24 protein-coding genes and 1 tRNA gene are annotated in these 24,971 nt (G+C 72.1%); 15 read left to right on the top strand and 10 right to left on the bottom strand.

From position 1 onward, the window contains the following. Together SSBG_RS17420 and SSBG_RS17415 are read left to right on the top strand one after the other, a co-directional pair. On the top strand, positions 1-485 hold a 485-nt coding region (locus SSBG_RS17420), incomplete at its 5' end, for a YwqJ-related putative deaminase (protein WP_008747410.1). 17 nt (positions 486-502) lie between these two features. Beyond that, positions 503-1,054: an SUKH-3 domain-containing protein gene (locus SSBG_RS17415; protein ID WP_008747409.1), complete on the top strand. Its 552-nt coding sequence runs from the start codon at positions 503-505 to the stop codon at positions 1,052-1,054. A 9-nt stretch (positions 1,055-1,063) separates the two neighbouring features. On the opposite strand, the gene SSBG_RS17410 is transcribed toward SSBG_RS17415, so the two are convergent. Further along, on the bottom strand, positions 1,064-2,356 hold the full coding sequence (locus SSBG_RS17410) for a sensor histidine kinase (RefSeq protein ID WP_037871559.1): 1,293 nt from the start codon (positions 2,354-2,356) through the stop codon (positions 1,064-1,066). A 145-nt stretch (positions 2,357-2,501) separates the two neighbouring features. On the opposite strand from SSBG_RS17410, the gene SSBG_RS31400 reads away from it, so the two are divergent. From SSBG_RS31400 to pth, 6 genes are all read left to right on the top strand, one after another. After that, positions 2,502-3,239, top strand: a complete 738-nt coding sequence (locus tag SSBG_RS31400) for a hypothetical protein (protein WP_078491335.1) — start codon at positions 2,502-2,504, stop codon at positions 3,237-3,239. Further along, positions 3,225-3,296: transfer RNA gene (locus SSBG_RS17405), tRNA-Gln, on the top strand. The genes SSBG_RS31400 and SSBG_RS17405 overlap by 15 nt, the downstream gene beginning before the upstream one ends. Positions 3,297-3,423: 127 nt before the next feature. Beyond that, positions 3,424-4,872 (top strand): bifunctional UDP-N-acetylglucosamine diphosphorylase/glucosamine-1-phosphate N-acetyltransferase GlmU, encoded by a 1,449-nt coding sequence (gene glmU, locus SSBG_RS17400; RefSeq protein WP_008747407.1) that lies wholly within the window; start codon positions 3,424-3,426, stop codon positions 4,870-4,872. Between the two features lie 141 nt (positions 4,873-5,013). After that, complete coding sequence (locus SSBG_RS17395; RefSeq protein ID WP_007825819.1) at positions 5,014-5,997, top strand: ribose-phosphate diphosphokinase; 984 nt, start codon at positions 5,014-5,016, stop codon at positions 5,995-5,997. Positions 5,998-6,243: 246 nt separating this feature from the next. Next, on the top strand, positions 6,244-6,837 hold the full coding sequence (locus SSBG_RS17390; RefSeq protein WP_008747406.1) for a 50S ribosomal protein L25/general stress protein Ctc: 594 nt from the start codon (positions 6,244-6,246) through the stop codon (positions 6,835-6,837). 106 nt (positions 6,838-6,943) lie between these two features. Further along, positions 6,944-7,546 carry an aminoacyl-tRNA hydrolase gene (gene pth, locus SSBG_RS17385; protein ID WP_008747405.1) on the top strand — a complete coding sequence of 201 codons (603 nt, stop codon included), beginning with the start codon at positions 6,944-6,946 and terminating at the stop codon, positions 7,544-7,546. 98 nt (positions 7,547-7,644) lie between these two features. On the opposite strand, the gene ppc is transcribed toward pth, so the two are convergent. Next, positions 7,645-10,386 carry a phosphoenolpyruvate carboxylase gene (gene ppc / locus SSBG_RS17380; RefSeq protein WP_008747404.1) on the bottom strand — a complete coding sequence of 914 codons (2,742 nt, stop codon included), beginning with the start codon at positions 10,384-10,386 and terminating at the stop codon, positions 7,645-7,647. 429 nt (positions 10,387-10,815) lie between these two features. Between ppc and SSBG_RS17375 the strand changes: the two genes are divergently transcribed. The 3 genes from SSBG_RS17375 (at position 10,816) to SSBG_RS17365 (ending at position 13,318) form a co-directional block, all read left to right on the top strand. Beyond that, positions 10,816-11,802 (top strand): acyl-CoA desaturase, encoded by a 987-nt coding sequence (locus tag SSBG_RS17375; RefSeq protein ID WP_008747403.1) that lies wholly within the window; start codon positions 10,816-10,818, stop codon positions 11,800-11,802. A gap of 169 nt (positions 11,803-11,971) precedes the next feature. After that, positions 11,972-12,574, top strand: coding sequence for a TetR/AcrR family transcriptional regulator (locus tag SSBG_RS17370; protein WP_008747402.1), 603 nt, complete (start codon positions 11,972-11,974; stop codon positions 12,572-12,574). 135 nt (positions 12,575-12,709) lie between these two features. Continuing rightward, positions 12,710-13,318 (top strand): Uma2 family endonuclease, encoded by a 609-nt coding sequence (locus SSBG_RS17365; protein ID WP_008747401.1) that lies wholly within the window; start codon positions 12,710-12,712, stop codon positions 13,316-13,318. Here the strand turns inward: SSBG_RS17365 and SSBG_RS17360 are convergent. Together SSBG_RS17360 and SSBG_RS17355 are read right to left on the bottom strand one after the other, a co-directional pair. Further along, the gene (locus tag SSBG_RS17360; RefSeq protein WP_008747400.1) at positions 13,299-13,673 is read right to left on the bottom strand and encodes a glyoxalase; all 375 of its coding nucleotides are present in this window, start codon (positions 13,671-13,673) and stop codon (positions 13,299-13,301) included. The genes SSBG_RS17365 and SSBG_RS17360 overlap by 20 nt on opposite strands. A 13-nt stretch (positions 13,674-13,686) precedes the next feature. After that, complete coding sequence (locus SSBG_RS17355; RefSeq protein WP_037870032.1) at positions 13,687-14,499, bottom strand: trans-aconitate 2-methyltransferase; 813 nt, start codon at positions 14,497-14,499, stop codon at positions 13,687-13,689. Positions 14,500-14,710: 211 nt separating this feature from the next. Between SSBG_RS17355 and SSBG_RS17350 the strand changes: the two genes are divergently transcribed. Beyond that, the gene (locus SSBG_RS17350; protein ID WP_008747398.1) at positions 14,711-15,208 is read left to right on the top strand and encodes a MarR family winged helix-turn-helix transcriptional regulator; all 498 of its coding nucleotides are present in this window, start codon (positions 14,711-14,713) and stop codon (positions 15,206-15,208) included. Between the two features lie 25 nt (positions 15,209-15,233). Here SSBG_RS17350 and SSBG_RS17345 read toward each other — a convergent pair whose 3' ends face one another. Next, the gene (locus tag SSBG_RS17345) at positions 15,234-16,130 is read right to left on the bottom strand and encodes a LysR family transcriptional regulator (RefSeq protein ID WP_037870030.1); all 897 of its coding nucleotides are present in this window, start codon (positions 16,128-16,130) and stop codon (positions 15,234-15,236) included. A gap of 307 nt (positions 16,131-16,437) precedes the next feature. Here SSBG_RS17345 and SSBG_RS17340 point away from each other — a divergent pair, with 307 nt between their 5' ends. Next, complete coding sequence (locus tag SSBG_RS17340; protein WP_008747396.1) at positions 16,438-17,202, top strand: enoyl-CoA hydratase/isomerase family protein; 765 nt, start codon at positions 16,438-16,440, stop codon at positions 17,200-17,202. 67 nt (positions 17,203-17,269) lie between these two features. On the opposite strand, the gene SSBG_RS17335 is transcribed toward SSBG_RS17340, so the two are convergent. From SSBG_RS17335 to galT, 4 genes are all read right to left on the bottom strand, one after another. Beyond that, complete coding sequence (locus tag SSBG_RS17335) at positions 17,270-18,007, bottom strand: LuxR C-terminal-related transcriptional regulator (protein WP_037870028.1); 738 nt, start codon at positions 18,005-18,007, stop codon at positions 17,270-17,272. Positions 18,008-18,183: 176 nt separating this feature from the next. Next, the gene (gene galK / locus SSBG_RS17330; protein ID WP_008747395.1) at positions 18,184-19,413 is read right to left on the bottom strand and encodes a galactokinase; all 1,230 of its coding nucleotides are present in this window, start codon (positions 19,411-19,413) and stop codon (positions 18,184-18,186) included. Further along, positions 19,410-20,381 carry a UDP-glucose 4-epimerase GalE gene (gene galE, locus SSBG_RS17325; protein WP_008747394.1) on the bottom strand — a complete coding sequence of 324 codons (972 nt, stop codon included), beginning with the start codon at positions 20,379-20,381 and terminating at the stop codon, positions 19,410-19,412. The genes galK and galE overlap by 4 nt, the downstream gene beginning before the upstream one ends. Before the next feature lie 31 nt (positions 20,382-20,412). After that, positions 20,413-21,507: a galactose-1-phosphate uridylyltransferase gene (galT, locus tag SSBG_RS17320; protein WP_008747393.1), complete on the bottom strand. Its 1,095-nt coding sequence runs from the start codon at positions 21,505-21,507 to the stop codon at positions 20,413-20,415. A gap of 356 nt (positions 21,508-21,863) precedes the next feature. Here galT and SSBG_RS17315 point away from each other — a divergent pair, with 356 nt between their 5' ends. Both SSBG_RS17315 and SSBG_RS17310 read left to right on the top strand, forming a co-directional pair. After that, the gene (locus SSBG_RS17315) at positions 21,864-23,531 is read left to right on the top strand and encodes a sodium:solute symporter family protein (RefSeq protein ID WP_008747392.1); all 1,668 of its coding nucleotides are present in this window, start codon (positions 21,864-21,866) and stop codon (positions 23,529-23,531) included. 55 nt (positions 23,532-23,586) lie between these two features. Further along, positions 23,587-23,952: a hypothetical protein gene (locus SSBG_RS17310; RefSeq protein WP_008747391.1), complete on the top strand. Its 366-nt coding sequence runs from the start codon at positions 23,587-23,589 to the stop codon at positions 23,950-23,952. 138 nt (positions 23,953-24,090) lie between these two features. On the opposite strand, the gene SSBG_RS17305 is transcribed toward SSBG_RS17310, so the two are convergent. Beyond that, positions 24,091-24,786 carry a response regulator transcription factor gene (locus SSBG_RS17305; RefSeq protein WP_037870027.1) on the bottom strand — a complete coding sequence of 232 codons (696 nt, stop codon included), beginning with the start codon at positions 24,784-24,786 and terminating at the stop codon, positions 24,091-24,093. Positions 24,787-24,971 lie beyond the last annotated feature (185 nt).

Genomic DNA, 24,971 nt, shown 5'->3' with positions numbered 1-24,971 from the left:
CCCCGCCCACGACCCCCGCGTGGGACTGGAGCCACGACGGCAACCGGCCCCCCACCCTGCGCCACCGCCGCGACGGCATCCTCCCCGCCGTCGCCGCCGCCCTCTCCGTACGCGGCACCACCCTCACCGGCACCGGCGCCCGCGGCGACCAGCCACCCGCCCTGCACCCCCTCGTCCAGGACTTCCTCGACACCCTCACCAGCGACCGCCGCGAACGCTTCACCGGACGCTGCGCCGAAGCCGTCCTCCTCTCCCGCCACCTCACCGAAGCCGACACCACCCGCACCGCCCGCTCCAAACGCGCCGCCCGCCGCCCCATGACCCCCGGCGAAGCCCGCAAAGCCCTCAAAGGCGCCAAACTCACCACCCGGCACATCCGCGAGGACGGCGACCCCCTCCACGGCGCCTTCGCCCCGCCCTGCCGCTCCTGCACCGCACTCGCCGAACACTTCGGCGTCCGCGTCATCAACCCCGCCCAGGACTGACCACGGACCGGCCACCCATGAAGAACCCGCCCCACCCCCTCGAAGAACTCACCCGCCTCGAAGGACTCGACGCCCTCACCGAAACCCCCACCGGACGCTTCCCCGAAGCCGCCGACACCGCCCTGCGCGCCGCCGGCTGGACCCCGGGACGCTGGAACATCGCCCAGGCCGAGATCTGGGCCGACACCCTCCGCGCCCACACCTCACCCGCCGGACACCAGCACCACGTCTCCCCCGCCGCCGTCGAAGCCTGGGCCGAATTCGGCGGCCTCACCCCCCATCCCTCCGCCAAAGGCCGCCACCTCGCCCCCGCCGCCCTCGACCTCGACCCCCTCCACGGCCTCCACCTCGCCCGCACCCTCGGCGACCTCGGCCACGCCCTCGGCACCCGCCTGTGCCCCCTCGGCCTCGACACCACCACCCACGCCGCCCTCGCCATCGACGACGAAGGCCGCGTCTACGCCCTCGACCACACCGGCGACTGGTACCTCGGCACCGACATCGACCAGGGCCTCACCACCCTCCTCACCGGCACCGCCCCCGAACGCCTCACCGTCACCGACGACTGAGCCGGCCCCTCACTCCCCCGCCGGCAACACCGCCGACACCCGGAAACCCCCCGCGTCCGTCGGCCCCGCCACGAAGACCCCGCCCAGCGCCAGCACCCGCTCCCGCATCCCCACCAGCCCGTTCCCCCCGCTCGGCAACTCCACATCCACCCCGCCCTCCGGCGGCGGACCGTTCTCCACCTGCATCGCGACCTCCCCCGAGCGCCGCGCCAACCGCACCCGCGTCGCCGCCCCCGCCGCGTGCTTGTGCGCGTTCGTCAGCGCCTCCTGCACCACCCGGTACGCCGTACGCTCCACCCGCGCCCCGTACCCCTCGCCCTCCCCCTCCACCGAGAACTCCACCGCCATCCCCGCCGCCCGCGACTGCCCCACCAACTCGTCCAGCTCCGCCAGCGAGGGCCCCCGCTCCTCCTCCACCAGCACCGCACGCGGCTCCGGCACCGCCACCACCGGCTCCGGCTCCGCCACCCGCGCCACCGGCACCCCCGAGGACGCCCGCATCACCCCGAGCATCTCCCGCAGCTCCGTCAACGCCCGCCGCCCCATGTCCCCCACCAGCGCCGCGTTCCGCGCCGCCTTCTCCGGGTCCCGCAGCACGACCGCCTGCAACGCCGTCGAATGCACCACCATCAGGCTCACCCGGTGCGCCACCACGTCGTGCATCTCCCGCGCGATCCGCCGCCGCTCCTCACCCCGCGCCCACTCCGCACGCTCCTCCGCACGCTCCGCGAGCAACTGGAGCTCCCGCTCCAGCGAATCCGCACGCTCCCGCAAACTCTCCATGAGCCGCCGCCGCGCCCCCACGTAGAGCCCGAGCAGCACCGGCGGCGCCGTCGTCCCCAGCGCCATCAGCACCGCCATCGACGGCGCGAACCACGGCGTCGTCGGCCCGCCGCCCTCGTCCACGTGCTGCCCCAGGCGCACGAGCGACACGACCAGCGAACCCAGCCCCGACATCGACGCCAGCACCGCCGTGATCCGGCGCGGCACCTCCGAAGCCGCCAGGGTGTACAGGCCCACGAAACCCAGGACCAGCCCCATCTCGGCCGGCGAGACCGCCAGCGCCACCAGCACCACCGCCACCGGCCACCGGCGCCGCAGCACGAGCACCAGACCCACGAGCAGCCCGAGCAGCACCCCCAGCGCCGCGCCCAGCCCCACGCGGTCGGCGAACACCGCCCCCTCGACACCGCACTCCAGCGCCGAGACCCCCGCGAGCCCCACGTCCAGCACGGCACTGCGCCATCGCCCCCACCACCACGGCCCCCCGGCCGCCCGGCGCTCTTCCCCCGTCGTGGTCATGGCCCCCAGCGTACGGGCGATCCGTCCCGAATCCCGGGGGAGTGCGCCACCCCACAACACGACACCCGCGCGCCGCGCACACCCCCCACCCTTCACCCGATCAGGCGAAACCCCTCCGAACCATGCCGGAACCTGTGATTCCGCCATGAAGATCGTCCCCATGGTCGCGGCACGCACAGACGCACGAGACAGAGCCCGAGAACTTCGCCTGAAGGGGTGGACGTACGACCAGATCGTGGAGGAGGTGGGCTGCTCCAAGAGTTCCGTCTCGCTGTGGGTGAGGGACCTGCCGAGACCGGCGCGCGACGTCAATGCCCACATGAACCACATGCGGTCCGTACGGCTCCGCTCGCTGGCCGACGCCGAGAAGGAACACCGGGACGCGATCACGAAGGCCCGCGCGGCAGCCGAAGCACTGTCCGACGAACAGTTGCAGACGGCAGGGGTCGCGCTGTACTGGGCGGAGGGCATGAAGGACAAGGGCCACGCCGGTCGTCGTGCGATCCAGTTCACCAACAGCGACCCGGACGTCATCCTCGTCTTTCTGCACTGGCTGGAGCTGAACGAGGTCGCGCGGGACCGCTGGCACCTCCATCTGGCAATCCACGAGACCGCCGACGCCGAGGGCGCGAAGGCCTTCTGGGCGGAACTGACCGGGGTCCCCGCCGAGGAGTTCAACCGCACCACCATCAAGCGCCACAACCCACTGACCAACCGCCAGAACACCGGCGCGAACTACAGGGGCTGCCTCGTCGTCTGCGTCACGAAAAGCAACGATTTGTACCGTCGCATGGAGCGGGCCTGGTACGGCATAGTAGGGGGCGCACAAAGACGGGTAGTCGATATGTCCGATTCTCCCGTTAAACAGTCCCCCGTGGTGTAATTGGCAACACTGAGGCCTTTGGAGCCTTATTTCCAGGTTCGAGTCCTGGCGGGGGAGCAGGTTCGAAGGACTCCCCGTGACATCCCGAGGCCCTGACCCCCAGGTCAGGGCCTTTGCCGCGTTCTCCCTCGCACCCCCCGGTATTGTTCCGGTGTCATCCGCACCGAAGCCGAAGGGCCCGCTCGTGAGTGCCACCAATCGCCCGGCAGCCGTCGTCGTTCTCGCAGCGGGTGAGGGCACCCGCATGAAGTCCGCCACGCCCAAGGTCCTGCACCGCCTCGCCGGCCGGACCCTCGTCGGCCACGTGCTCCAGGCCGCGAGCGAGCTGGAGCCCAAGGAGGTCGTCGTCGTCGTCGGCCACGGCCGCGAGCAGGTCACCGCGCACCTCGCGGAGGACGCCGCGGCGGTCCGCACCGCCGTGCAGGAGGAGCAGCGCGGCACCGGCCACGCCGTCCGCACCGCCCTCGCCGAGCTGGGCGGCTCCGTGGAGGGCACGGTCGTCGTGCTGTGCGGCGACACCCCGCTGCTGACCGGTACGACGCTGGACGCCCTGTGCCGTACGCACTCCGCCGACGGCAACGCCGTCACCGTCCTCACCGCCGAGGTGCCCGAGGCGAGCGGCTACGGGCGCATCGTGCGGGACGGCTCCGGCGCGGTGACGGCGATCGTGGAGCACAAGGACGCGAGCCCCGAGGAGCTGGAGATCCGGGAGATCAACTCGGGGGTCTTCGCCTTCGACGGGCGGCTGCTCGCCGAGGCGCTGGGGCAGGTGCGCACGGACAACGCGCAGGGCGAGGAGTACCTGACCGATGTCCTGGGCATCCTGCGCGGGGCGGGCCATCGTGTCGGGGCGGCGCTGGCGGGTGATCACCGGGAGATCGCGGGGATCAACAACCGGGTGCAGCTGGCGCAGGCGGGCCGGGTGCTGAACGAGAGGCTGCTTGAGGCCGCGATGCTGGGGGGCGTGACGGTGGTCGACCCGGCGAGTGTCTTCGTGGACGTGACGGTCGGTTTCGGGCGGGACGTGGTGCTGCACCCGGGGACGCAGTTGCTGGGGGCGACGCGGCTGGGGGACGGTGCCGAGGTGGGGCCGAACTCGCGGCTGACGGACACGGTGGTGGGCGCGGGCGCGCGGGTGGACAACACGGTGGCGGCCGGGGCGGAGATCGGTGACGAGGCGAGCGTGGGGCCGTTCGCGTATCTGCGGCCGGGGACGCGGCTGGGGACGGGCGCGAAGGCGGGGACGTACGTGGAGATGAAGAACGCGACGGTGGGTGCGGGGACGAAGGTGCCGCACCTGTCGTACGTGGGGGACGCGACGATCGGGGAGCACACGAACATCGGGGCGGCGAGCGTGTTCGTGAACTACGACGGGGTGAACAAGCACCACACGACGATCGGCTCTCACTGCCGTACGGGTTCGGACAATATGTTTGTGGCGCCGGTCACGATCGGGGACGGGGTGTACACGGCGGCGGGTTCGGTGATCACGAAGGACGTGCCGGCGGGTGCGCTGGCGGTGGCCCGTGGCCAGCAAAGGAATATCGAGGGCTGGGTGGCTCGTAAGCGTCCCGGGAGTGCGGCGGCGAAGGCGGCCGGGGACTCGTCCGGGGGGTCGGAAGGCGAAAGCTGACCGAAAACAGGTGCGTCCTTCACGGCGTACCGTGATAGATGCACGCGATTCGGCTGGCTCGTTGGTTCTGGGTGTCGTGATGGGGTCCGGGATGCCCGACGGGTGCAGCAGCGAAAGAACTCGTCCGAGGAGACAAGTGCTGTGACCGGAATCAAGACGACCGGCGAGAAGAAGCTGATGTTCTTCTCCGGCCGCGCCCACCCGGAGCTGGCGGAGGAAGTGGCGCACCAGCTGGGTGTCGGCATAGTTCCGACCAAGGCCTTCGATTTCGCCAACGGCGAGATCTATGTGCGGTTCCGTGAGTCCGCGCGCGGCGCGGACTGCTTCGTGATCCAGAGCCACACGGCTCCGATCAACAAGTGGATCATGGAGCAGCTGATCATGGTGGACGCGCTCAAGCGGGCTTCCGCGCGTTCCATCACGGTGATCGTGCCGTTCTACGGTTACGCGCGGCAGGACAAGAAGCATCGCGGGCGTGAACCGATCTCGGCGCGTCTGATGGCGGATCTGCTCAAGACGGCGGGTGCGACGCGGATTCTCACCGTGGACCTGCACACGGACCAGATCCAGGGTTTCTTCGACGGCCCGGTGGATCACTTGTTCGCGCTGCCGATCCTGGCGGACTACGTGGGTGCGAAGGTGGACCGTTCGAAGCTGACGATCGTGTCGCCGGACGCGGGCCGGGTGCGGGTCGCGGACCGTTGGTGCGACCGGCTGGGCGCTCCGCTGGCGATCGTGCACAAGCGGCGGGACAAGGATGTCGCGAACCAGGTGACGGTGCACGAGGTCGTCGGTGATGTGAAGGACCGTGTGTGCGTCCTGGTGGACGACATGATCGACACGGGCGGGACGATCTGTGCGGCGGCGGACGCGTTGTACGCGCACGGCGCGGCGGATGTCATCGTGACGGCGACGCACGGGGTGCTGTCGGGTCCGGCGGCGGATCGTCTGAAGAACTCGAAGGTGAGTGAGTTCGTGCTGACGAACACGCTGCCGACGCCGGGTGAGCTGGAGCTGGACAAGATCACGGTGCTGTCGATCGCGCCGACGATCGCGCGTGCGGTGCGTGAGGTGTTCGAGGACGGTTCGGTGACGAGTCTCTTCGAGGAGGAGCCGGTGGGCTGAGGCCCTTGGTGCGGGTGGGCCTCCGGGTGCAGGAACGGTTCTGCACGGGGGTTCCCCGCTTCCGGTGATCGATTTCCGGGGCGGCCTCCCGGCCGGGTAGACTCGCGAGAGTTGCTCGGCGAGGGAGGCCGCCCCGTCCGTTCTCAGGGACTCGGGTCCGGCGCTCCGTTATCGACGCGCTCTTCGTAGCAGGCCGTTCGTGGCCGGGTGACCGCCCCTGTGAACCGTCTGTTGAGGAGAAGAGCCATGGCCGAGGTCAAGCTCGCCGTAGAGACCCGTACCGAGTTCGGCAAGGGCGCGGCCCGCCGCATCCGCCGCGAGAGCAAGGTTCCCGCCGTCGTGTACGGCCACGGCACCGAGCCCGTGCACGTGACCGTTCCGGGTCACGAGCTGATGATGGCCCTCAAGACCTCGAACGTGCTGCTCGCCATCGAGCTGAACGGCAAGAACGAGCTGGTCATCCCGAAGGCCGTGCAGCGCGACCCGCTCAAGGGCTTCCTGGAGCACGTCGACCTGCTCCTCGTGAACCGCGGCGAGAAGGTCCAGGTCGAGATCCCCGTGCTCGCCGAGGGCGACCTGGCCCCGGGCCAGTTCCTCCTGGAGTACGTCCTCAACTCGCTGCCCGTCGAGGCCGAGGCCACCCACATCCCGGAGCAGCTGACCGTCTCGGTCGCCGGTCTGGAGGCGGGTGCCTCGATCGAGGCGAAGGACATCAAGCTTCCCGAGGGCGTCTCGCTCGCCGTCGAGCCCGACGCGGTCGTCATCCAGGTGCTGGCCGCGCAGGCCGAGGAGGCCCCGGCCGAGGGTGCCGCCGAGGAGGGCGCGTCCGAGGAGGGCTGAGCCCTCGCGGGGGCCCGCGGGCTCCCGGGGACCGTGGTGGCGGGGTGGTGCGTCCGGTGGGCGTGCCACCCCGCCGTCGTACGCAGGAACGGTGGTGGAGGACGGTATGGCAGCGAGTGCGGACGAGAACGCGCCGTGGCTGGTGGCGGGGCTCGGCAATCCGGGCCCGGAGTACGCGGGCAACCGGCACAACGTGGGGTTCATGGTCGCCGATCTCCTCGCGGCGCGGCTGGGCGGGCGTTTCAAGCGCGCGGCGCGGGCGCAGGCGCAGGTCGTGGAGGGGCGGCTCGGGGTGCCGGGGGTGTCCAGTACGCGGGTGGTGATCGCGAAGCCGCTCTCGTTCATGAACCTGTCGGGCGGGCCGGTGACGGCGTTGCGGGACTTCTACAAGGTGCCGCTGGAGCGGGTCGTGGCGGTGCACGACGAGCTGGACGTCGATTACGGGGTGCTGCGGCTCAAGCTGGGCGGCGGCGACAACGGGCACAACGGGCTCAAGTCGATGACGAAGGCGATGGGTCCGGGGTATCACCGGGTGCGGTTCGGGATCGGCCGGCCGCCGGGGCGGACGCAGGTGGCGGATTTCGTGCTGAGGGACTTCTCGTCGGCGGAGCGCAAGGAGCTGGACTACTTCGTGGACCGGGCGGCGGACGCGGTGGAGGCGCTGGTGACGGAGGGTCTGGAGCGGGCTCAGGGGTCGTACAACTCCTGAGCGCTGTCACGGATGCGGATACGGATACGGGGCCGGCCCCGGCGACGTGGTGTCGCCGGGGCCGGTTCTGTGTGCGGGGGCTTGTTCCGCGGGGGTGCTCAGCCGGTGTTCTTGAGCCCGGCGGCCACGCCGTTGACGGTGAGGAGGAGGGCGCGGGCGAGGAGCGGGTCGGGTTCCTCGCCCGCCTCGGCGGCGGCGCGCTGGCGGGCGAGGAGGGTGACCTGGAGGTAGGAGATCGGGTCGAGGTAGGCGTCGCGGATGTTGAAGGTCTGCTGGAGGGGCTTGTTGGAGTCGAGGAGCTGTTCGCCGCCGGTGATCTTGAGGACTTCGGCGACGGTGAGGTCGTGCTCGGTCTTGATGAGGTCGAAGATGTGCTTGAGCTCGTCGGGGACGAGGGTGTCGACGTAGTGCTGGGCGATCCGCAGGTCCGTCTTGGCGAGGGTCATCTCGACGTTGGAGAGGAAGTTGCGGAAGAAGTGCCAGTGCTCGTGCATCTCGTCGAGGACGCCGTCGAGGCCGGCTTCGCGCAGGGCCTTGAGGCCGGAGCCGACGCCGTACCAGCCGGGGACGATCTGGCGGGACTGGGTCCAGCCGAAGACCCAGGGGATGGCGCGCAGTCCGTCGAGGCCGCCGCTGGAGTCGGGGCGCCGGGAGGGGCGGGAGCCGAGGTGGAGGTCGCCGAGCTGGTCGACGGGGGTGGAGGCGAGGAAGTAGGCGGAGAGGTCGGGGTCGGAGACGAGGTCGCGGTAGGCGGTGTGGGCGGCCTCGGAGACGAGGTCCATGGCCGCGTCCCAGCGGGCGAGGGCCTCGTCGGACTGGCGCGGCGCGGTGTGCAGGGCGCTGGCCTGGAGGGTGGCGGCGACGGTGAGTTCGAGGTTCTCGCGGGCGAGTGAGGGGACGAGGTACTTGTCGGAGATGACCTCGCCCTGCTCAGTGACCTTGATCTCGCCTTCGAGGGTGCCCCAGGGCTGGGCGAGGATCGCGTCGTGGCTGGGGCCGCCGCCGCGGCCGACGGTGCCGCCGCGGCCGTGGAAGAGGCGCAGGCGTACGCCGTGTCGGTGGGCGACGTCGCGCAGGCGGCGCTGGGCGCGGTGGATCTCCCACTGGCTGGTGGTGATGCCGCCGAACTTGGAGGAGTCGGAGTATCCGAGCATGACCTCCTGGACGTCGCCGCGCAGGGAGACGAGGCGGCGGTAGGAGGGGTCGGAGAGCATGTCGTCGAGGATGGTGTCGGCGGCGCGCAGCTCGTCGGTGGTCTCCAGGAGCGGGACGATGCCGATCTTGGCCCAGCCGGAGTGGAGGTCCATGAGGCCGGCCTCGCGGGCGAGGACGGCGGCGGCGAAGACGTCGTCGGCGCCCTGGCACATGGAGATGATGTAGGACTCGATGACTTCGGGGCCGAAGACGTCGAGGGCGCGGTGGACGGTGTGGAAGACGCCGAGGGTCTTCTCGCCGGCCGCGTCGAGGGGCGCGGGGGTGGGGGCGAGGGGGCGGCGCGAGCGGAGTTCCTTGGCGAGGAGCTTGGCGCGGTACTCGCGGGGCATGTCGGCGTAGCGCCAGGATTCCTCGCCGAGGCGGTCGAAGAGCTGGCCGAGGGCGTGGTGGTGGGCGTCGGCGTGTTCGCGGACGTCCATGGTGGCGAGCTGGAGGCCGAAGGCGGCGAGGGTGCGGATGATGCGGCTGAGGCGGCCGTCGGCGAAGAGTCCGCCGCGGTGGGCGCGCAGGGAGTCCTGGACGAGGGCGAGGTCGGTGAGGAGTTCGCTGGTGCCGAGGTAGTCGCGGCCGGGCTCGTGGGGGGTGCCCTTGGCGAGGCGGTTCTTGGTGTTCTCCAGCTTCTGGCGCACGCAGGTGACCTTGAGCCGGTAGGGCTCCTCGGCGTTGAGGCGCTTGTAGCGGGGGCTGATCTCGGGCAGGTGCGCGAGGTCGTTCTCCAGCGAGGCGGTGAGTTCCTCGGTGACTCCGGTGTAGCGGATGGAGTTGGAGAGGAGGCCGCGGAGGTAGTCGATCTGTTCGAGCGCGTCGTTTATGCCGTGCTCGTGCTGGAGGATCAGGACGTCCCAGGTGACCTGCGGGGTGACGTTGGGGTTGCCGTCGCGGTCGCCGCCGATCCAGGTGCCGAAGGTGAGGGGGCGGGTGTCGTCGGGGATCTTGACGCCGATGCGTTCGAGTTCGGCGCTGAGGTCTTCGAGGACGTCGCCGACGGCGTCGGCGTGGAGTTCGTCGAGGTAGTAGATGGCGTTGCGGGCCTCGTCGGCGGGTTCGGGGCGCACGACGCGGAGTTCGTCGGTCTGCCACACGAGGTCGATGTTCTCGGCGAGGCGGGTGTCGACGCGGCGGCGGTCGGCGGGGCTGGCCGGGGTGTCGAGGAGTTCGGCGACGCGGCGGAGCTTGTTGAGGACGCTGCGGCGGGCGGCCTCGGTGGGGTGCGCGGTGAAGACGGGGCGCACGTTGAGGTGAGCGACCGTCTCGCGCAGGTGTTCGGGGTCGGCGTCCTTGAGGCGGTCGGCGGTGCGGGCCAGGAGGCTGCCGTCCTCGGCGCGTCGCTCGCGCAGTTCGCGTCCGCGGTGGACCTGCTCGGCGATGTTGGCGAGGTGGAAGTACGTGGAGAAGGCGCGCACGAGCTGCGCCGCGGTCTCCAGTTCGGTTTCCCCGAGCAGACGGGCGGCGGCCTCGCCGTCGCTGCGGGTGAGGTGGCGCACGCGTTCGACGAGTTCGAGGAGTTCGGGGCCTTCCTGGCGGACGAGGGTCTCGCCGAGGAGGTCGCCGAGCCTGCGGATGTCGGCGCGCAGTTCCGGTGCGGCGGCCGGAGCGGGAAGACGGTGGTCGTCGGCACTGCTCACAGGTGCGGCTCCTTGCAGTGTGGTGGCTGGAGAGGAGGGAACCCGGGCGGTGGGGCCCGGGCGGGTTTCCGAGCGGACCGCGCTGTCCGACCGTCCCCACCATAAGTGGCGTACGGACAGCACAGGCGTTCGGCCTCTTGCCGGAGCGCTGCGCGCTGCCATACTTTCGTCACCGTAGGTTACGTATCCGGAGGAGCGGAGCTGTGCGTGGTCACGCCGTGGCGTGGTGCCGCGAGTCTGCCGCCGCTCGGGCGTATCTACGTGTACGGGTCTACGGAACGGGATCTTCCCGGTCGCACGGCTTCCCACACGCACGACCTCGTCACACGGTTCGCGCCGTACGCACGGGCGTGGGTCGGGATCGCGCGCCCGACCCTCGACACGGGACCTTTGACGACACACAATCCTCTACAGACGCAAGGGGTTCGTATGACCTCGACCGCATCGCCCGCCGAGGCGGGGACGGAAGAGAAGCAGCAGCCGGGCGCTCCGGCGGCGGCGACGATGGGGGGTGACCGCAAGGGCTCGGTGGAGCAGTTCGCGCTGCTGGCCTTCATCGTGGTGCCCTTCGTGGCGCTGCTCGCGGCGGTGCCGCTGGCGTGGGGCTGGGGGCTGAGCTGGCTCGATGTGGGCCTGATGGTCTTCTTCTACTTCCTGGGCTGCCACGGGATCACGGTCGGTTTCCACCGCTACTTCACGCACGGTTCTTTCAAGGCGAAGCGGTGGGTGCGGGTGACGCTGGCGATCGCGGGTTCGATGGCGGTGGAGGGGCCGGTGGTGCGCTGGGTGGCGGATCACCGCAAGCACCACAAGTTCTCCGACGCGGAGGGCGACCCGCACTCGCCGTGGCGGTACGGGGAGTCGCTGCCGGCCCTGATGAAGGGGCTGTGGTGGGCGCACCTGGGGTGGATGTTCGACGAGGAGCAGACGCCGCAGCAGAAGTACGCGCCCGATCTGGTGAAGGACCCGGCGATCCGGCGGGTCTCGCGGCAGTTCGCGCTGTGGACGCTCGTCTCGCTCCTGACGCCGCCGCTGGTCGGCGGGCTGGTGACGTGGTCGTGGTGGGGGGCGTTCACGGCGTTCTTCTGGGGCTCGCTGGTGCGGGTGGCGCTGCTGCACCACGTGACGTGGTCGATCAACTCGATCTGCCACGCGGTGGGCAAGCGGCCGTTCCGTTCGCGGGACCGTTCGGGAAACGTGTGGTGGCTCGCGGTGCTCTCCTGCGGGGAGTCGTGGCACAACCTGCACCACGCGGACCCCACCTCGGCCCGGCACGGTGTCGAGCGCGGGCAGATCGACTCCTCGGCGCGGATCATCCGCTGGATGGAGCGACTGGGCTGGGTGCACGACGTGCGCTGGCCCTCGGCGGAACGTATTCGCTCCCGGCGCAGGGACAAGGCGGCCGAACCGGCATGATGGGACCGTGGCGACGGATGCGGTCTCAGGGGTCTCGGGTGTTCCCGGCAAAGGTGCTTCCTCCGGCCGGAGCGGTTCCGGCCGGGGGGCCGCGGGCCGGGGTGGTGCTCCGGGCCGGGGCGGCCCCGCTGCGGGCGGGGAGAAGTCCCGGCGGGCGCGCCGTACCCGGATGACGGGTGCGCAGCGCAGGGAGCAGCTGCTCGACATCGGGCGCGCGCTGTTCGCCACGAAGGGGTTCGAGGGGACGTCGGTGGAGGAGATCGCGGCGAAGGCCGGGGTCTCCAAGCCGGTGGTCTACGAGCACTTCGGCGGCAAGGAGGGGCTGTACGCGGTCGTGGTGGACCGCGAGATGCGGCAGCTCCTGGACATGGTGACGGGTGCCCTGACGGCGGGGCACCCCAGGGAGCTCCTGGAGCAGGCGGCTTTCGCGCTCCTGGACTACATCGAGACGTACACGGACGGTTTCCGCATCCTGGTCCGTGATTCCCCGGTGGCGCAGTCGACGGGCACGTTCGCCTCGCTGATCAGCGATATCGCGACGCAGGTCGAGGACATCCTGGGCAGCGAGTTCAAGAACCGCGGTTTCGACCAGAAGCTGGCCCCGCTGTACGCGCAGGCGCTGGTGGGGATGGTCGCGCTGACGGGCCAGTGGTGGCTGGACGCCCGCAAGCCGAAGAAGTCCGAGGTCGCGGCACACCTGGTGAACCTGGCATGGCACGGGCTGGACGGCATGGAGCAGAAGCCGCGGTTGATAGGGCACCGGCGCCAGTGAGGCTCTTCAGGGGGCGGGGCGGCGGGAGGCCGGGGCGTCAGCTTCGGGGTGTTGATCACTCTTTGTGCTGACGCACGGCCGAAGCGCCCGTTACGGTGACTCCAGCGCTCCAGACTCGCGTCCATGGGAGGAACGATGACCGCCGAATCCCCGCAGGACGCTGGTTACCGCTGGCCGGTGCCGCCCCCGGGTGGGTGGACCGTGGAGGACCTTTTCACGCTGCCTGATCTCCCGCCGCACACCGAGTTGCTCGACGGGAGCCTGATCTTCGTGAGTCCGCAGCGCCGTTTCCATCTGCGCATGATCGACCTGCTGGTGAGGGGGCTGAGCGCGCACGCCCCCGCCGGGCTGGTGGTGGAGCGCGAGATGACAGTGGTACTCGACCCCGGGAACGCGCCGGAACCCGACGTGCTCGTGGCCTGTGACGCGACCGAGGACGACATGGACCAGGTCCGCTACACGGCGGCCGACCTGACGCTCGTGATCGAGGTCGTGTCCCCGGAGTCCCGTCGGCGCGACACCCGGTACAAGCCCCTCAAGTACGCCGAAGCCGGCATCCCGCACTTCTGGCTCGTCGAGAGGACCGACGACGCCATGCACCCGGTGGTCCGCACGTACGAACTGGACCCCCTGACGAACACCTACAGCCTCACCGGCATCCACCACGAGCGGCTGAAGCTGTCGTCGCCCTTCGACATGGACATCGACATCACCGGCGAAGCGCTCAGGAAAGTCCGCCACTGACGGGTTCGAGGAACTCCAGCCTGTTGCCCACCGGGTCGTCGGCGTAGAAACGGCGGTGGCCCGGGAGGTTGTCGTCCCAGGTGACGGGGATGGCGTGGGTGGTGAGGCGGGTGGCGAAGGCGTCGATGGCGGTGACGCGGAGGCCGGGGTGGGCCTTGCGGGCGGGGCGGAAGTCCGCCTCGATGCCGAGGTGGAGCTGGACGGGGCCGCTGCCGAACCAGCAGCCGCCGCGTGCGGCGAGGGCGGGCGGCTTGGGGAGTTCGGTGAGGCCGAGGACGCCCGCGTAGAAGGCGCGGAGCGCGTCCTCGCTGCCGGGTGGGGCGGAGAGCTGCACGTGGTCGAGCGCGGTGATCATTCGTACCCCCTGGTCAGGTGGCGTGGGCGACGGCGAAGAGGCGGCGGAATGGGAAGACCGTGCCGTGCGGGCCCGCCGGGTAGGCGGTGCGCAGCGCGTCGCGGTAGGTGGTGAGGAAGTCGGCGCGGGCCTCGGGGTGGGGGGCGAGCGCGTCGAGGACGGGGCGCAGTCCGGTGCCCTTGACCCAATCGAGCACGGGGTCCTCGCCGGTGAGGAGGTGGAGGTAGGTGGTCTCCCAGACGTCGGCGGCGAGGCCCTGCGCGGTGAGCCGGGCGTGGTAGTCGGCGGGCGCGGCGACGGCGTCGTCGTGGCGCAGGACTCCGTCCAGCAGGGGGCGGAAGCGGGGCAGGGCGGCGGTCTCGCGCATGAGGACGTGGCTCGGGGCGCCGAAGTTGCCGGGGACCTGGAAGGCGAGGGTGCCGCCGGGGCGGAGGGCCCCGGCCCAGGCGGGGAGCAGGTCGAGGTGGCCGGGGACCCACTGGAGGGCGGCGTTGGAGACGATGAGGTCGTAGCCGCGGTCGGGGTGCCAGCCGGTGAGGTCGGCCTCGGCGAAGTCGAGGGAGCCGCCGCCGTCGAGCGGTCCGGCGTGCTCGGCGCGGGCGCGCTCCAGCATGGCGGGCGAGTTGTCGAGCCCGGTGACGTGGGCGGCGGGCCAGCGGGCGCCGAGCAGCGCGGTGACGTTCCCGGCGCCGCAGCCGAGGTCCACGACGCGGGGGCGGTCGGTGGCCGGTTCGGGGACGCGGGCGAGGAGTTCGGCGAAGGGGCGGGCGCGGTGCCCGGAGTGGCGCAGGTACTGGGCGGGGTCCCAGGTGGGGGCGAGGGGCATTCGTACTCCTGACACGGGCCGGTCCGGGGGCCGGGGCGGGGCGAGGGCGGCGGGGCGGGAGGCGGACCGGCGGGCCGGGTCCCGCTGCGCGTCGCGCTCCGCCGGCGGCACGGCGGCACCTCCCTCGCGGAGGATCGGGTGCTGTCATCATGGAGCCGAGTTATCTCGACGTCAAGAGACTTCATGTCGAGCGACCCTCTACACTGGGGGCATGGAGGACGAGGTCGACCGGCTGGTCGCGGCCTGGCGCCGGGAGCGCCCGGACCTCGACGTGGAGCCGCTGGAGGTGCTCAGCCGCGTCAGCAGGCTGGCGCGTCATCTGGACCGGGCCCGCAGGCTCGCCTTCGCCGAGCTGCACCTGGAGACGTGGGAGTTCGACGTGCTCACGGCGCTGCGGCGCGCGGGGCAGCCGTACCAGCTCTCGCCGGGGCAGCTCCTCACCCAGACCCTCGTCACCTCGGGCACGATGACCAACCGCATCGACCGCCTCACGAAGAAGAACCTCGTCGCGCGCCTGCCCGACCCGAGCGACCGCCGGGGCGTCCTGGTCCGCCTGACGCCCGAGGGCCGCGAACGCGCCGATGCCGCGCTGGCCGGTCTCCTCACCCAGGAACGCGCGCTCCTCGCCGAGCTGACCGGCGACCAGCGCCACGACCTCGCCGGGCTGCTCCGCCGCCTGACCGCGCCCTTCGACAACTCCCCGGGCTGAGACCCGCCGCGTACCGCCCCGCGCCTCACCGTTGCGGCGGTTCCAGCGCGGCCACGAGGTGGCCGAGGTCCCGGCGGTGGGAGCCCGCGTCCCACACCGCCCACGTACGGCGTACGAGGGGATGGCCGGTCAGCGGGTACCACGTGACGGCGCCGGGCAGCGGCTGGGACCAGCCGGGCGGGGCGAGCGTGAAGGCGCGGCCCGCGCTGACGGCGGCGAGCTTCACCTCCGCGATGAGCGGCCCGCCCTCGGGCGGCTCGGCCCCCGGGTCGATGCCGTGGCCGCGCAGCACGGCGGTGACCTCGTCGTACCAGTCGGGACTGCCGGAGCGGGGGAAGCCGGCCCACTCCAGCGCGTGCAGGGCGTCCAGGCGGATGCCGTCGGGCCCGGCCAGTTCGGCCGCGCGCTCCGTGGCGAGCAGGACCCCGAGCCGTTCCTCCGCGACGAGCATGGCGTCGAACTCCCGCCCCGGCGGGCGCTCGCGCAGCAGGCCCAGTTCGAGACCGCCCCGGTGCAGCTCGGCCCGTTGCGCGGCCGAGGAGAGGTGCCGGGCCTCCACGCGCGTCGCCGGGTGGGCCTCCGCGAGCGCGAGGAGCGGGCGGGAGAGCAGGCCGGCCGGCAGCTCCAGCGGAATGCCGATGCGGAGCACCGGCTCCCCGCCGCCGGTGTGGACGGCCATGGCGGCGAGGGCGCGGTCGTAGCGGGCCAGGACCTCGCGGGCCTCCACGAGCAGGGTCCGCCCGGCCTCGGTCGGGCGGACGCCGGTGGAGGAGCGGAGCAGCAGGCGGGTGCCGAACTCGCGCTCCAGGGCGTTCACGGTCTGGGACAGCGCCGGCTGGCTCAGGTGCAGCCGGCGGGACGCCGCCGAGAGGCCGCCCTCCTCGACCACCGCCACGAAGGCACGCATCGCTCGGATCTCCATGCCTCCATGGCACCACGAACAGCGCGCGACCCGGGCGGGGGCACGGGGCGACACGGCGGAACGGAGGGCGGCCGGGACGGGGCGCGGCGGCGCGGGGGCGCGGGAGGGGGCGGGCGCGAGGAGGGCGGGCGGCGCGGCGGGAGCGTCCGGACGGCGCGTGTGCCAGGCGCGCCAAGGGGCTATCAGCTTTCCTTATGGCGCTCCTCGGCAACCCCTCTGGCCTGCGGCTTTCCTTCCGGTACGGCCCGCAGTCGAATGGGAGGCACGGAGCGGGACCCCCCCGCCCGCCCTTACCGAGGAGCCCTTCATGACCACGCAGGCACCCGCCTACTTCACCGCTTTCGAGAACCTCGCCATGAGCCGTACCGACTCCGGCGTCCTGACCGTCCGCTTCCACACCGACGGCGGTCCCGCGACCTTCACAGGGCGGACCCACACCGACTTCCCGCGCGCCCTCTTCGAGATCGGCGAGGACCGCGACAACCGCGTCCTCGTCCTGACCGGCACCGGCGACCGCTTCATGACCGAGATCGACGGCGCGAGCCTGGGCGCCATCACCAAGCCGGCCGAGTGGGACCGCACCCTCGCGGAGGGCCGCCGGGTCCTCCAGCGGCTCGTGGACCTGGAGATGCCCGTCATCGCGGCGGTCAACGGGCCCGTCTCGGTGCACAGCGAGTACGCCCTTCTCGCCGACATCGTCCTCGCCGCCGACACCACCGTCTTCTCCGACTTCCCGCACCTGACCTTCGGCATCGTCCCCGGCGACGGCATCCAGATCGCCTGGGAGGAGGCGCTCGGCGTCAACCGCGCCCGCCATCTCGCGCTCACCCAGGGCTCCTTCACCGCCGAGCAGGCCGAGCGGTGGGGCGCCGTCGCGGAGGTGTTGCCGCTGGAGGAGGTGCTGCCGCGCGCGCTGCGCCTCGCCGAGGACCTGGCCGCCCGTCCCCTGCTCCTCACCCGCTACCTCGCCGTCACTCTGCGGCAGCGCATCAGCCGCCGCATGGCCGAGGCGCTCCAGACCGGCATGGCCCTCGAAGGGCTCACCGCCGCCGACCTCGCCCACCAGGGCTGAGCGCACCGCGCCGGTACCGCGCGGCCGGGTCGCGGTGTCCGGCGCCGCCGTGCCGTACGCCTCCGGCTCAGGCGCCGCGCTGGTCCACCGGTCCGACGCCCGCGCGGCGGGCGAGGGCGACGGCCGCCAGCGTGGAGTGGACGCCGAGCTTGCCGAGGACGTTCTGCATGTGGGTGCGGACCGTGTGCGGGGAGAGGTAGAGGCGGTCGGCGACCGCTTTGCGGCCCAGCCCGGCGACCATGCAGCGCAGCACCTCGCGTTCGCGCGGCGTCAGGGACTCGACCAGGCGCTCCGACTCGGTGCGATGGCGGCGGGCCGCCGTCAGTTCGCGCAGCACCCCGGTGAGCAGGGCGGGCGGCAGGTGCGTCTCGTCGCGCAGCACGCCCCGTACGACCGTGAGCAGCCGCGAGAGGGAGCAGTCCTTCGCCACCCAGCCGCTCGCCCCCGCCTGGAGGGCGAGCGCCGCGCGGCGCGCGTCGTCGCGCTCGGCGAGGACCACCGTGCGCACGCCGGGCTGGGCCGCGCGCAGGCCCCCCACCAGGGAGATTCCGTCGAGCGGCTGTTCCTCGGCGGCGTCCGGCCGCGGGCGGATCCGGCGGGGCTCGGGGCTGACGCCGAGGTCGGCGTCGACGAGGACGACGTCGAAGGGGCGCTTCTCGGTCGCCGCGCGCTCCAGGCTGCGCAGCGCCGCCGGGCCGCTGCCCGCCGCGCCCACCTCCACGTCCGGCTCGGCCGCCAGCGCGGCGGCGAGCGACTCCGCGAAGATCCGGTGGTCGTCCACGACCAGCACTCTCGTACGCATCACGGCCTCCCCCTCCCTCCGTCCCCTGACGGAGGTGACCCCGCCTCAGAGTACGGACGCGGGCTCGTTCCAGGAGAGGATTTCCCCGATTCCCGCCCGAAACACCCCGGCCCGGGGGGCCCGCGGGACGGTGGTGACCCGGCGTCCCACGCGCCGGGCGCCGCCGTCCCGCGCGCGGTTCAGCGCACCCGGCGCGCTCCCTCGCTGGGCACGGCCGGGAAGACGCGCGGCTCCCGGTGGCCCGCCTCGGCGAACGCCGCCCGTACCGCCGCCTCGACCGGCTCCGCCAGGCCCGCGTCCACCAGCACGATCGCCGAGCCGCCGAAGCCGCCGCCCGTCATCCGGGCGCCGAGCGCCCCGGCCGCCACGGCCGTCTCCACGACCAGGTCCAGCTCCGGGGCCGAGACGCGCAGGTCGTCGCGGAGGGAGCGGTGGCCCTCGGTCAGGATCTCGCCGACGGCGCGGATCTCGCCCGCGTCGAGGAGCCGCGCGAGGGTCTCGACGCGTTCGTCCTCCGTGACGACGTGCCGCACGTAGCGGCGCACGCGCTCGTCGTCCAGGGTGCCGAGGGCCTGCGGCAGGGTCGCGAAGGGCACGTCCCGCAACTGGTCCACGCCGAGCAGCCGGGCCCCCTCCTCGCAGCCGGCGCGGCGTTCCGCGTAGGCGCCGTCGCCGAGCGCGTGCTGCACGCGAGTGTCGAAGACGAGCAGTTCGAGGCCGTGCGCGGGCAGGTCGAAGGGGACGTGGCGGGCGCTCAGGTCGCGGGTGTCCAGGTGGAGCACGTGCCCGGCCGCGCACCGCGCCGAGGCGGTCTGGTCCATGATCCCGGTCGGGACGCCGACGAAGTCGTTCTCCGCGCGCTGCCCGATCCGGGCGAGTTCGGCGCGGTCGATGCCGAAGGAGAACAGGTCGTTGAGCGCGAGCGCCGTGACGACCTCCAGCGCGGCCGAGGAGGAGAGCCCGGCGCCCGTGGGCACGGTCGAGGCGAGGTGGATGTCGGCGCCCCCCACGTCGTGGCCGGAGGTGCGCAGGACCCAGACGACGCCGGTGAGGTAGCCCGCCCAGCCGGTGTCGGCGCCGGGCGCGAGCGTCGCGAGGTCGAGGCGGAGCGCGGGGCCCGCCATGTCGGCCGAGTGGACGCGCAGCACGCCGTCCGTGCGGGCGCTGACGGCGGCGACCGCCGTGTGCGGGAGCGCGAGCGGCATGACGAAGCCGCCGTTGAAGTCCGTGTACTCGCCGATGAGGTTGACGCGTCCGGGGGCCGCCCAGATGCCCTCGGGCTCGCTCCCGTACAGCTCGCGGAACCCGGCGGCGACCTCGTCGGCGCGCGCGAGGGCGGTGTCCTCGGGGAGTGCGGTGTCCTGCGCGGGGGCGGGGCCGTTGGCCTGGCCGGGGATCAGTTCGCTCACCGGGCCGCCTCCGCGAGCCGCTGGGCGAAGGCCCAGGCGTCGGCGACGATGCCGGTCAGGTCGGTGCGGGAGGGCTGCCAGCCGAGCGCCTGCCGGGCGCGTTCGGCCGAGGCGACGAGGACGGCCGGGTCGCCCGCGCGGCGCGGCGCGCTCTCGGTGGGGATCGCGTGGCCGGTGACCTCGCGGGCCGCCTCGATGACCTCGCGCACCGAGAAGCCGGTGCCGTTGCCGAGATTGCAGATGAGGTGGCTGCCCTTGGCCGCGGCCTTGAGGGCGAGGAGGTGGGCCTCGGCGAGGTCCGCGACGTGGATGTAGTCGCGGACGCAGGTGCCGTCCGGGGTCGCGTAGTCCTCGCCGAAGACGGAGACGGCGGCGCGGCGGCCCTGCGCGACCTGGAGGACGATCGGGATGAGGTGCGACTCGGGGTCGTGGCGCTCGCCGGACTCGCCGTCGGCGCCGGCGACGTTGAAGTAGCGCAGCGAGACGGCGGCGAGGCCGTGGGCGCGGCACTCGTCGGCGATCATGTGGTCCACGGCGAGCTTCGTGTTGCCGTAGGGGCTCGTGGGGATCGTCGGGTCGGTCTCGACGATCGGGGTGTGCACGGGTTCGCCGTACGTCGCCGCGGTCGAGGAGAAGACGAGGCGGCCGATGCCCTTCTCGCGCATCGCGTCGAGGAGCGCGCGCGTGCCGCCCACGTTGTTGCCCCAGTACTTCCCGGGCTTCTCGACGCTCTCGCCGACCTGCGAGGAGGCGGCGAAGTGGAGGACGCCGTCGATGCCCTCGGGCAGGAGGGCCGCCGCGTCCTGGATGCGTCCCTCGATGAAGGCGGCGCCCTCGGGGACGGCCGCGCGGAAGCCCGTCGAGAGGTCGTCCAGGACCGTGACCCGGTGCCCGGCGCGCAGCAGGTGCGCCGTGACGACGCTCCCGACGTACCCGGCCCCGCCGGTGACGAGGTAGTGGCCGCTCATGCGCGCCCGTCCTTCCGAAGTCGCTGGCAGCTCACGCGTGCGCCGCCTCTCGCAGTCGCTCGGCCGCCTTCTCCGGCGGCACGTCGTTGATGAAGACACTCATGCCGGACTCGGAACCGGCGAGGTACTTGAGTTTGTCCGTGGTCCTGCGGATCGTGAACAGCTCCAGGTGCAGCGCGTAGTCCGCCCGTTCCAGCGGCTCGCCCGCACCCGTGCCGAACGCGGCGTACTCCTCGGGGGTGAGGAAGGGCGCCTGGTGCCAGCCGGAAATATACGGGGTGGGGCCGGCCCCGGGACCGAAGAGCCGGTCGAAGCGGCGGAGCAGGTCGAGGTAGATGACGGGCCATTCGGCGCGCTGCGCCTCGTCCAGCGCGGTGAGGTCGGGGACGCGGCGGTGCGGGTAGAGGTGCACCTCGTACGGCCAGTGCGCGGCGTACGGGACGAACGCGGTCCAGTGCTCGCCCTCGATCACGACGCGTTCCGCGGCGGCGCGTTCCCCGGCCAGGACGTGGTCGAAGAGGTTCCCGCCGCCGGTCGCCGTCTTGTGCGCGGCGGCCGAGCGGAGCATGAGGGCGGTGCGCGGGGTGGCGAAGGGGTAGCCGTAGATCTGCCCGTGCGGGTGGGCGAGGGTCACACCGATCTCCTCGCCCCGGTTCTCGAAGGGGAAGACCTGGCGCACGGCCGGATGGCGGGAGAGCTCGGCGGTGCGGTCGGCCCACACGTCGAGGACGAGGCGGGCGCGGGCCTCGTCCAGGTCGACGAAGGAGGCGTCGTGGTCCGGGGTGAAGCAGACGACCTCGCAGCGCCCGGTGGGGCCGGAGAGCGAGGGGAAGCGGTTCTCGAAGACGACGACGTCGTAGCCGGAGTCGGGGATCTCGGTGAGGTGGTCGCCGTCCCGGGTCGGGTCGAGGGGGCACAGCTCGGCCGGCGGGTGGTACGTACGGCCCTGGCGGTGCGAGGCGATCGCGACGGTGTCGCCGAGCAGCGGGTCCGCGCGGGTCTCGGAGGCGGTGGCGATCGGGTCGAGCGGGCGCTTGTCGACGGCGTCGCGCGGTACGCCGGTCGAGTCGAGGTCGTAGTAGATCAGCTCGCGGCCGTCGGCGAGCCGGGTCGGGGTCTTCTTCAAGGCAACCGTTCTTTCTCGCGAATCACCGCGCGCGGGTGGCGGATCGCCGCACCGGGAGAGGGCGGATCGCCGCGCGCGGGTGGGGCGTCGCCGCGTCGTCCGCCGCACCGTCACCTCGTAACGAACATAATTCAACATAACAAACCACGTCTACGGGGGCGGCACCACGCGACGGGCGACCTCACCCGCGCTCTGCAGGGCCCGGCCCGCACCAGAGAAACATCACGATCGAACAAAGAACACCACGAAAGGCGTTCGTCGCGCGCGAGCACGGGCAGGCGCCCGCCCGTAAGAAGCACCACTCCGACCGCTCCCGCACGTTCCCTCATCCCCAACGCGCAAAGCGAGTTCCCCCCATGTACCTTGCGGACGGGCTCAGACTCCCGACCAACTGGCTGGACTACACGATCCTCGGGCTGTACTTCGTCGTCGTCCTCGGCATCGGTTTCGCCGCGCGGCGCAGTGTGAAGACGAGCCTCGACTTCTTCCTGTCCGGGCGCTCCCTGCCCGCGTGGGTGACGGGTCTCGCCTTCGTCGCGGCGAACCTGGGCGCCACGGAGATCCTCGGCATGGCGGCGAACGGCGCGCAGTACGGCGCCTACACCGTGCACTGGTACTGGATCGGGGCCGTCCCCGCGATGGTCTTCCTGGGCCTCGTGATGATGCCCTTCTACTACAACTCGAAGGTCCGCTCGGTGCCGGAGTTCCTCCTGCACCGCTTCGGGAAGTCCTCGCACCTGCTGTCGTCGGTCATCTTCGCGGTGTCCGCGGTGCTCATCGCCGGCGTCAACCTGTACGCGATGGCGATCGTGCTCGAAGCGCTGCTCGGCTGGCCGCAGTGGGTGGCGATCGTCGTCGCCGCGGCGTTCGTCCTCGTCTACATCACCGTCGGCGGGCTCTCCTCGGCGATCTACAACGAGGTCCTCCAGTTCTTCGTGATCCTCGCCGCGCTCATCCCGCTCACCATCGTGGGCCTCAAGCGGGTCGGCGGCTGGGGCGGCATCTCGGACAAGCTGGACGCCTCGAAGGGGGACAGTTTCCTCACGGCCTGGCAGAACACCGGGATCGGCTCGGACAACCCGCTCGGCGCCAACTGGCTGACGATCGTCCTCGGCCTCGGCTTCGTGATGGGCTTCGGCTACTGGACGACGAACTTCGCCGAGGTGCAGCGCGCGCTCTCCGCGAAGAACCTCTCCGCCGCCAAGCGCACCCCGCTCATCGCGGCCTTCCCGAAGATCTTCATCCCCGCGATCGTCGTCATCCCCGGCCTCATCGCGCTCATCCTGGAGCCGTCGATCGGCAAGCAGGGCGGGGACTTCGAGTTCAACGACGCGATCCCGCTGCTCATGCGCGACCTGCTGCCCAACGGGGTGCTCGGCATCGCCGTGACCGGGCTCCTCGCCGCGTTCATGGCCGGGATGGCCGCGAACATCTCCTCGTTCAACACCGTCTTCACGACGGACATCTGGCAGCCGTACATCAAGCCGAACATGCCCGACGCGCACTACCTCAAGGTCGGCAGGGTCGTCACCGCGGTCGGCGTCGTCGTCGGCATCGGGACGGCGTTCATCGCCTCCGGCTTCAGCAACATCATGAACTACCTCCAGACGCTGTTCTCCTTCTTCAACGTCCCGCTGTTCGTGGTGTTCATCATCGGGATGTTCTGGAAGCGGACGACCGGCGCGGCCGGGTTCTGGGGGCTGCTCTCGGGGACCGTCGCCGCGATGGTCAACTACTTCTGGTTGTACAAGCAGGGCGTCATCGGCATCCCCACCGACCAGGGCGCGAACTTCGTCTCCTCCATCGTCGCCTTCGTCGTCGGCGCGGTCGTCATGGTCGTCGTGACGATGGTGACGAAGCCGAAGCCCGCCGCGGAACTCCAGGGGCTCGTGTACGGGACGAAGTCGCCCGGCGTCGAGGAGCCGCCCGCCGAGGGCGACGACGCCTGGTACCGCAAGCCGGCGCTGCTCGGCTGGGGCGCGCTGATCCTCGCGGCCCTGTGCTACATCCCGTTCTCCCTCTGAGCCCCCGGGCCCCCGGCCGCCCCGCCCCGTCTGAACCGGCAAGGACGACACGACCATGAGCGATCACAGCAACCCCAGAGACGACAACACCCCCGGCGCCCCGCACACCGCGAAGCCCGCGAACCTGGACGACATCGAGGCCGTCGAGCGGCTGGAACGCGAGTCCGCCACCGCGAGCCGCCTCTTCGACGTACGCCTCATCATCGGCGGCCTCTTCACGGTCTACGGGATCATCGTCACGATCACCGGCATCACCGCGTCCGACGCCGACCTCGCCAAGGCCCAGGACATCAACATCAACCTGTGGACGGGCCTGGGGATGCTCGTCCTCGGGCTGCTCTTCCTGGCCTGGATGGTGTGGCGCCCGCAGACGCCGCCGCCGGTCGAGGAGATCGTGGAGGACCTCAACCGCGAGGAGTAGCGGGATCCTCCGGCACGGGGGCCGTTCCGGCCGGGCACGTTTGCCCGGCGGGGGCGGCCCCCTTTCGCGCCGCCCCCGTCCCGCGCCGCCCGCTCCCCGCGCCGGCCCCGTCTCGCGCCGCTCGCTCCCCTGCCGCCGTCAGCCCGTGCCGGGGTCCCGGGGGCCGAGGAGGGGGAGGGCGTGGTCGAGGAGGCCGGTGCGGGCGGCGAGCGCCGCGGCCTCCAGGCGGGAGCCGACACCGAGTTTCATCAGGACCCGCTGCACGTGGGTACGGGCCGTGGAGGGCGCGATGCCCATTTCGGCCGCGATGAGGCGCGTGTCCTCGCCCTCCGCGACCCGGGCCAGGACCTCGACCTCGCGGCGGGTCAGCAGGTGCAGGAGACGCCGGCCCTCGTCGTCGGGCTCCGCCTCGGGGTGGAGCAGCGCGTCGAATGCGCCCTGGAGGAGGCCGGGAGCCACGGCGGCCTCGCCCGCGCGGGCCTTCATGATGGCCCGTTCGACGCCCTCGATGCGCTCGTCGTGCCGTACGTAACCGCAGGCCCCGGCGGCGAACGCCGCCGCGATACCGCGCGGGCTGGGCACCGGGCCGAGGACGAGCACCGCCGTCTGCGGGCGTTCCCTGCGGATCTTCACGACGGGGTCGAAGGCGCCGGGTTCGGCCGGGGCCGCCGTGCCGAGCAGGCACACCTCCGGCGCCCGGCTCACCACGAGATCGGCGGCGCCCGCGGCGGGAGCCGCGGCGGCGAGCACCCGGTGCCCGCGCAGTTTCAGCGCGGAGGCGAGCGCCTCCGCGAGCAAGCGGTGGTCGTCGACCACCATGAGCCGCACTCCCATGGGCATCCCCCGCGTCCCCCCGAGTCCCCGCGTCCCGACCCCGCTCCCGCCGGGGCTGTCCCCCGGCCGGTCCGTCGTGCACCGGAAGCTACACGGATGTTCGACCTCGCGCGCCCCCTCCGGTGAAGAAGTGCCCCGTAATGCTGAAATCCCCCGCTTTTCGGGGGTGTTGCGCAGGCACGGGG

This window comes from Streptomyces sp. SPB074 (assembly GCF_000154905.1).
GTDB lineage: Bacteria > Actinomycetota > Actinomycetes > Streptomycetales > Streptomycetaceae > Streptomyces.
Note: the sequence above shows the minus strand (reverse complement) of the source record. Positions and strands in the feature narration are given on the sequence as shown.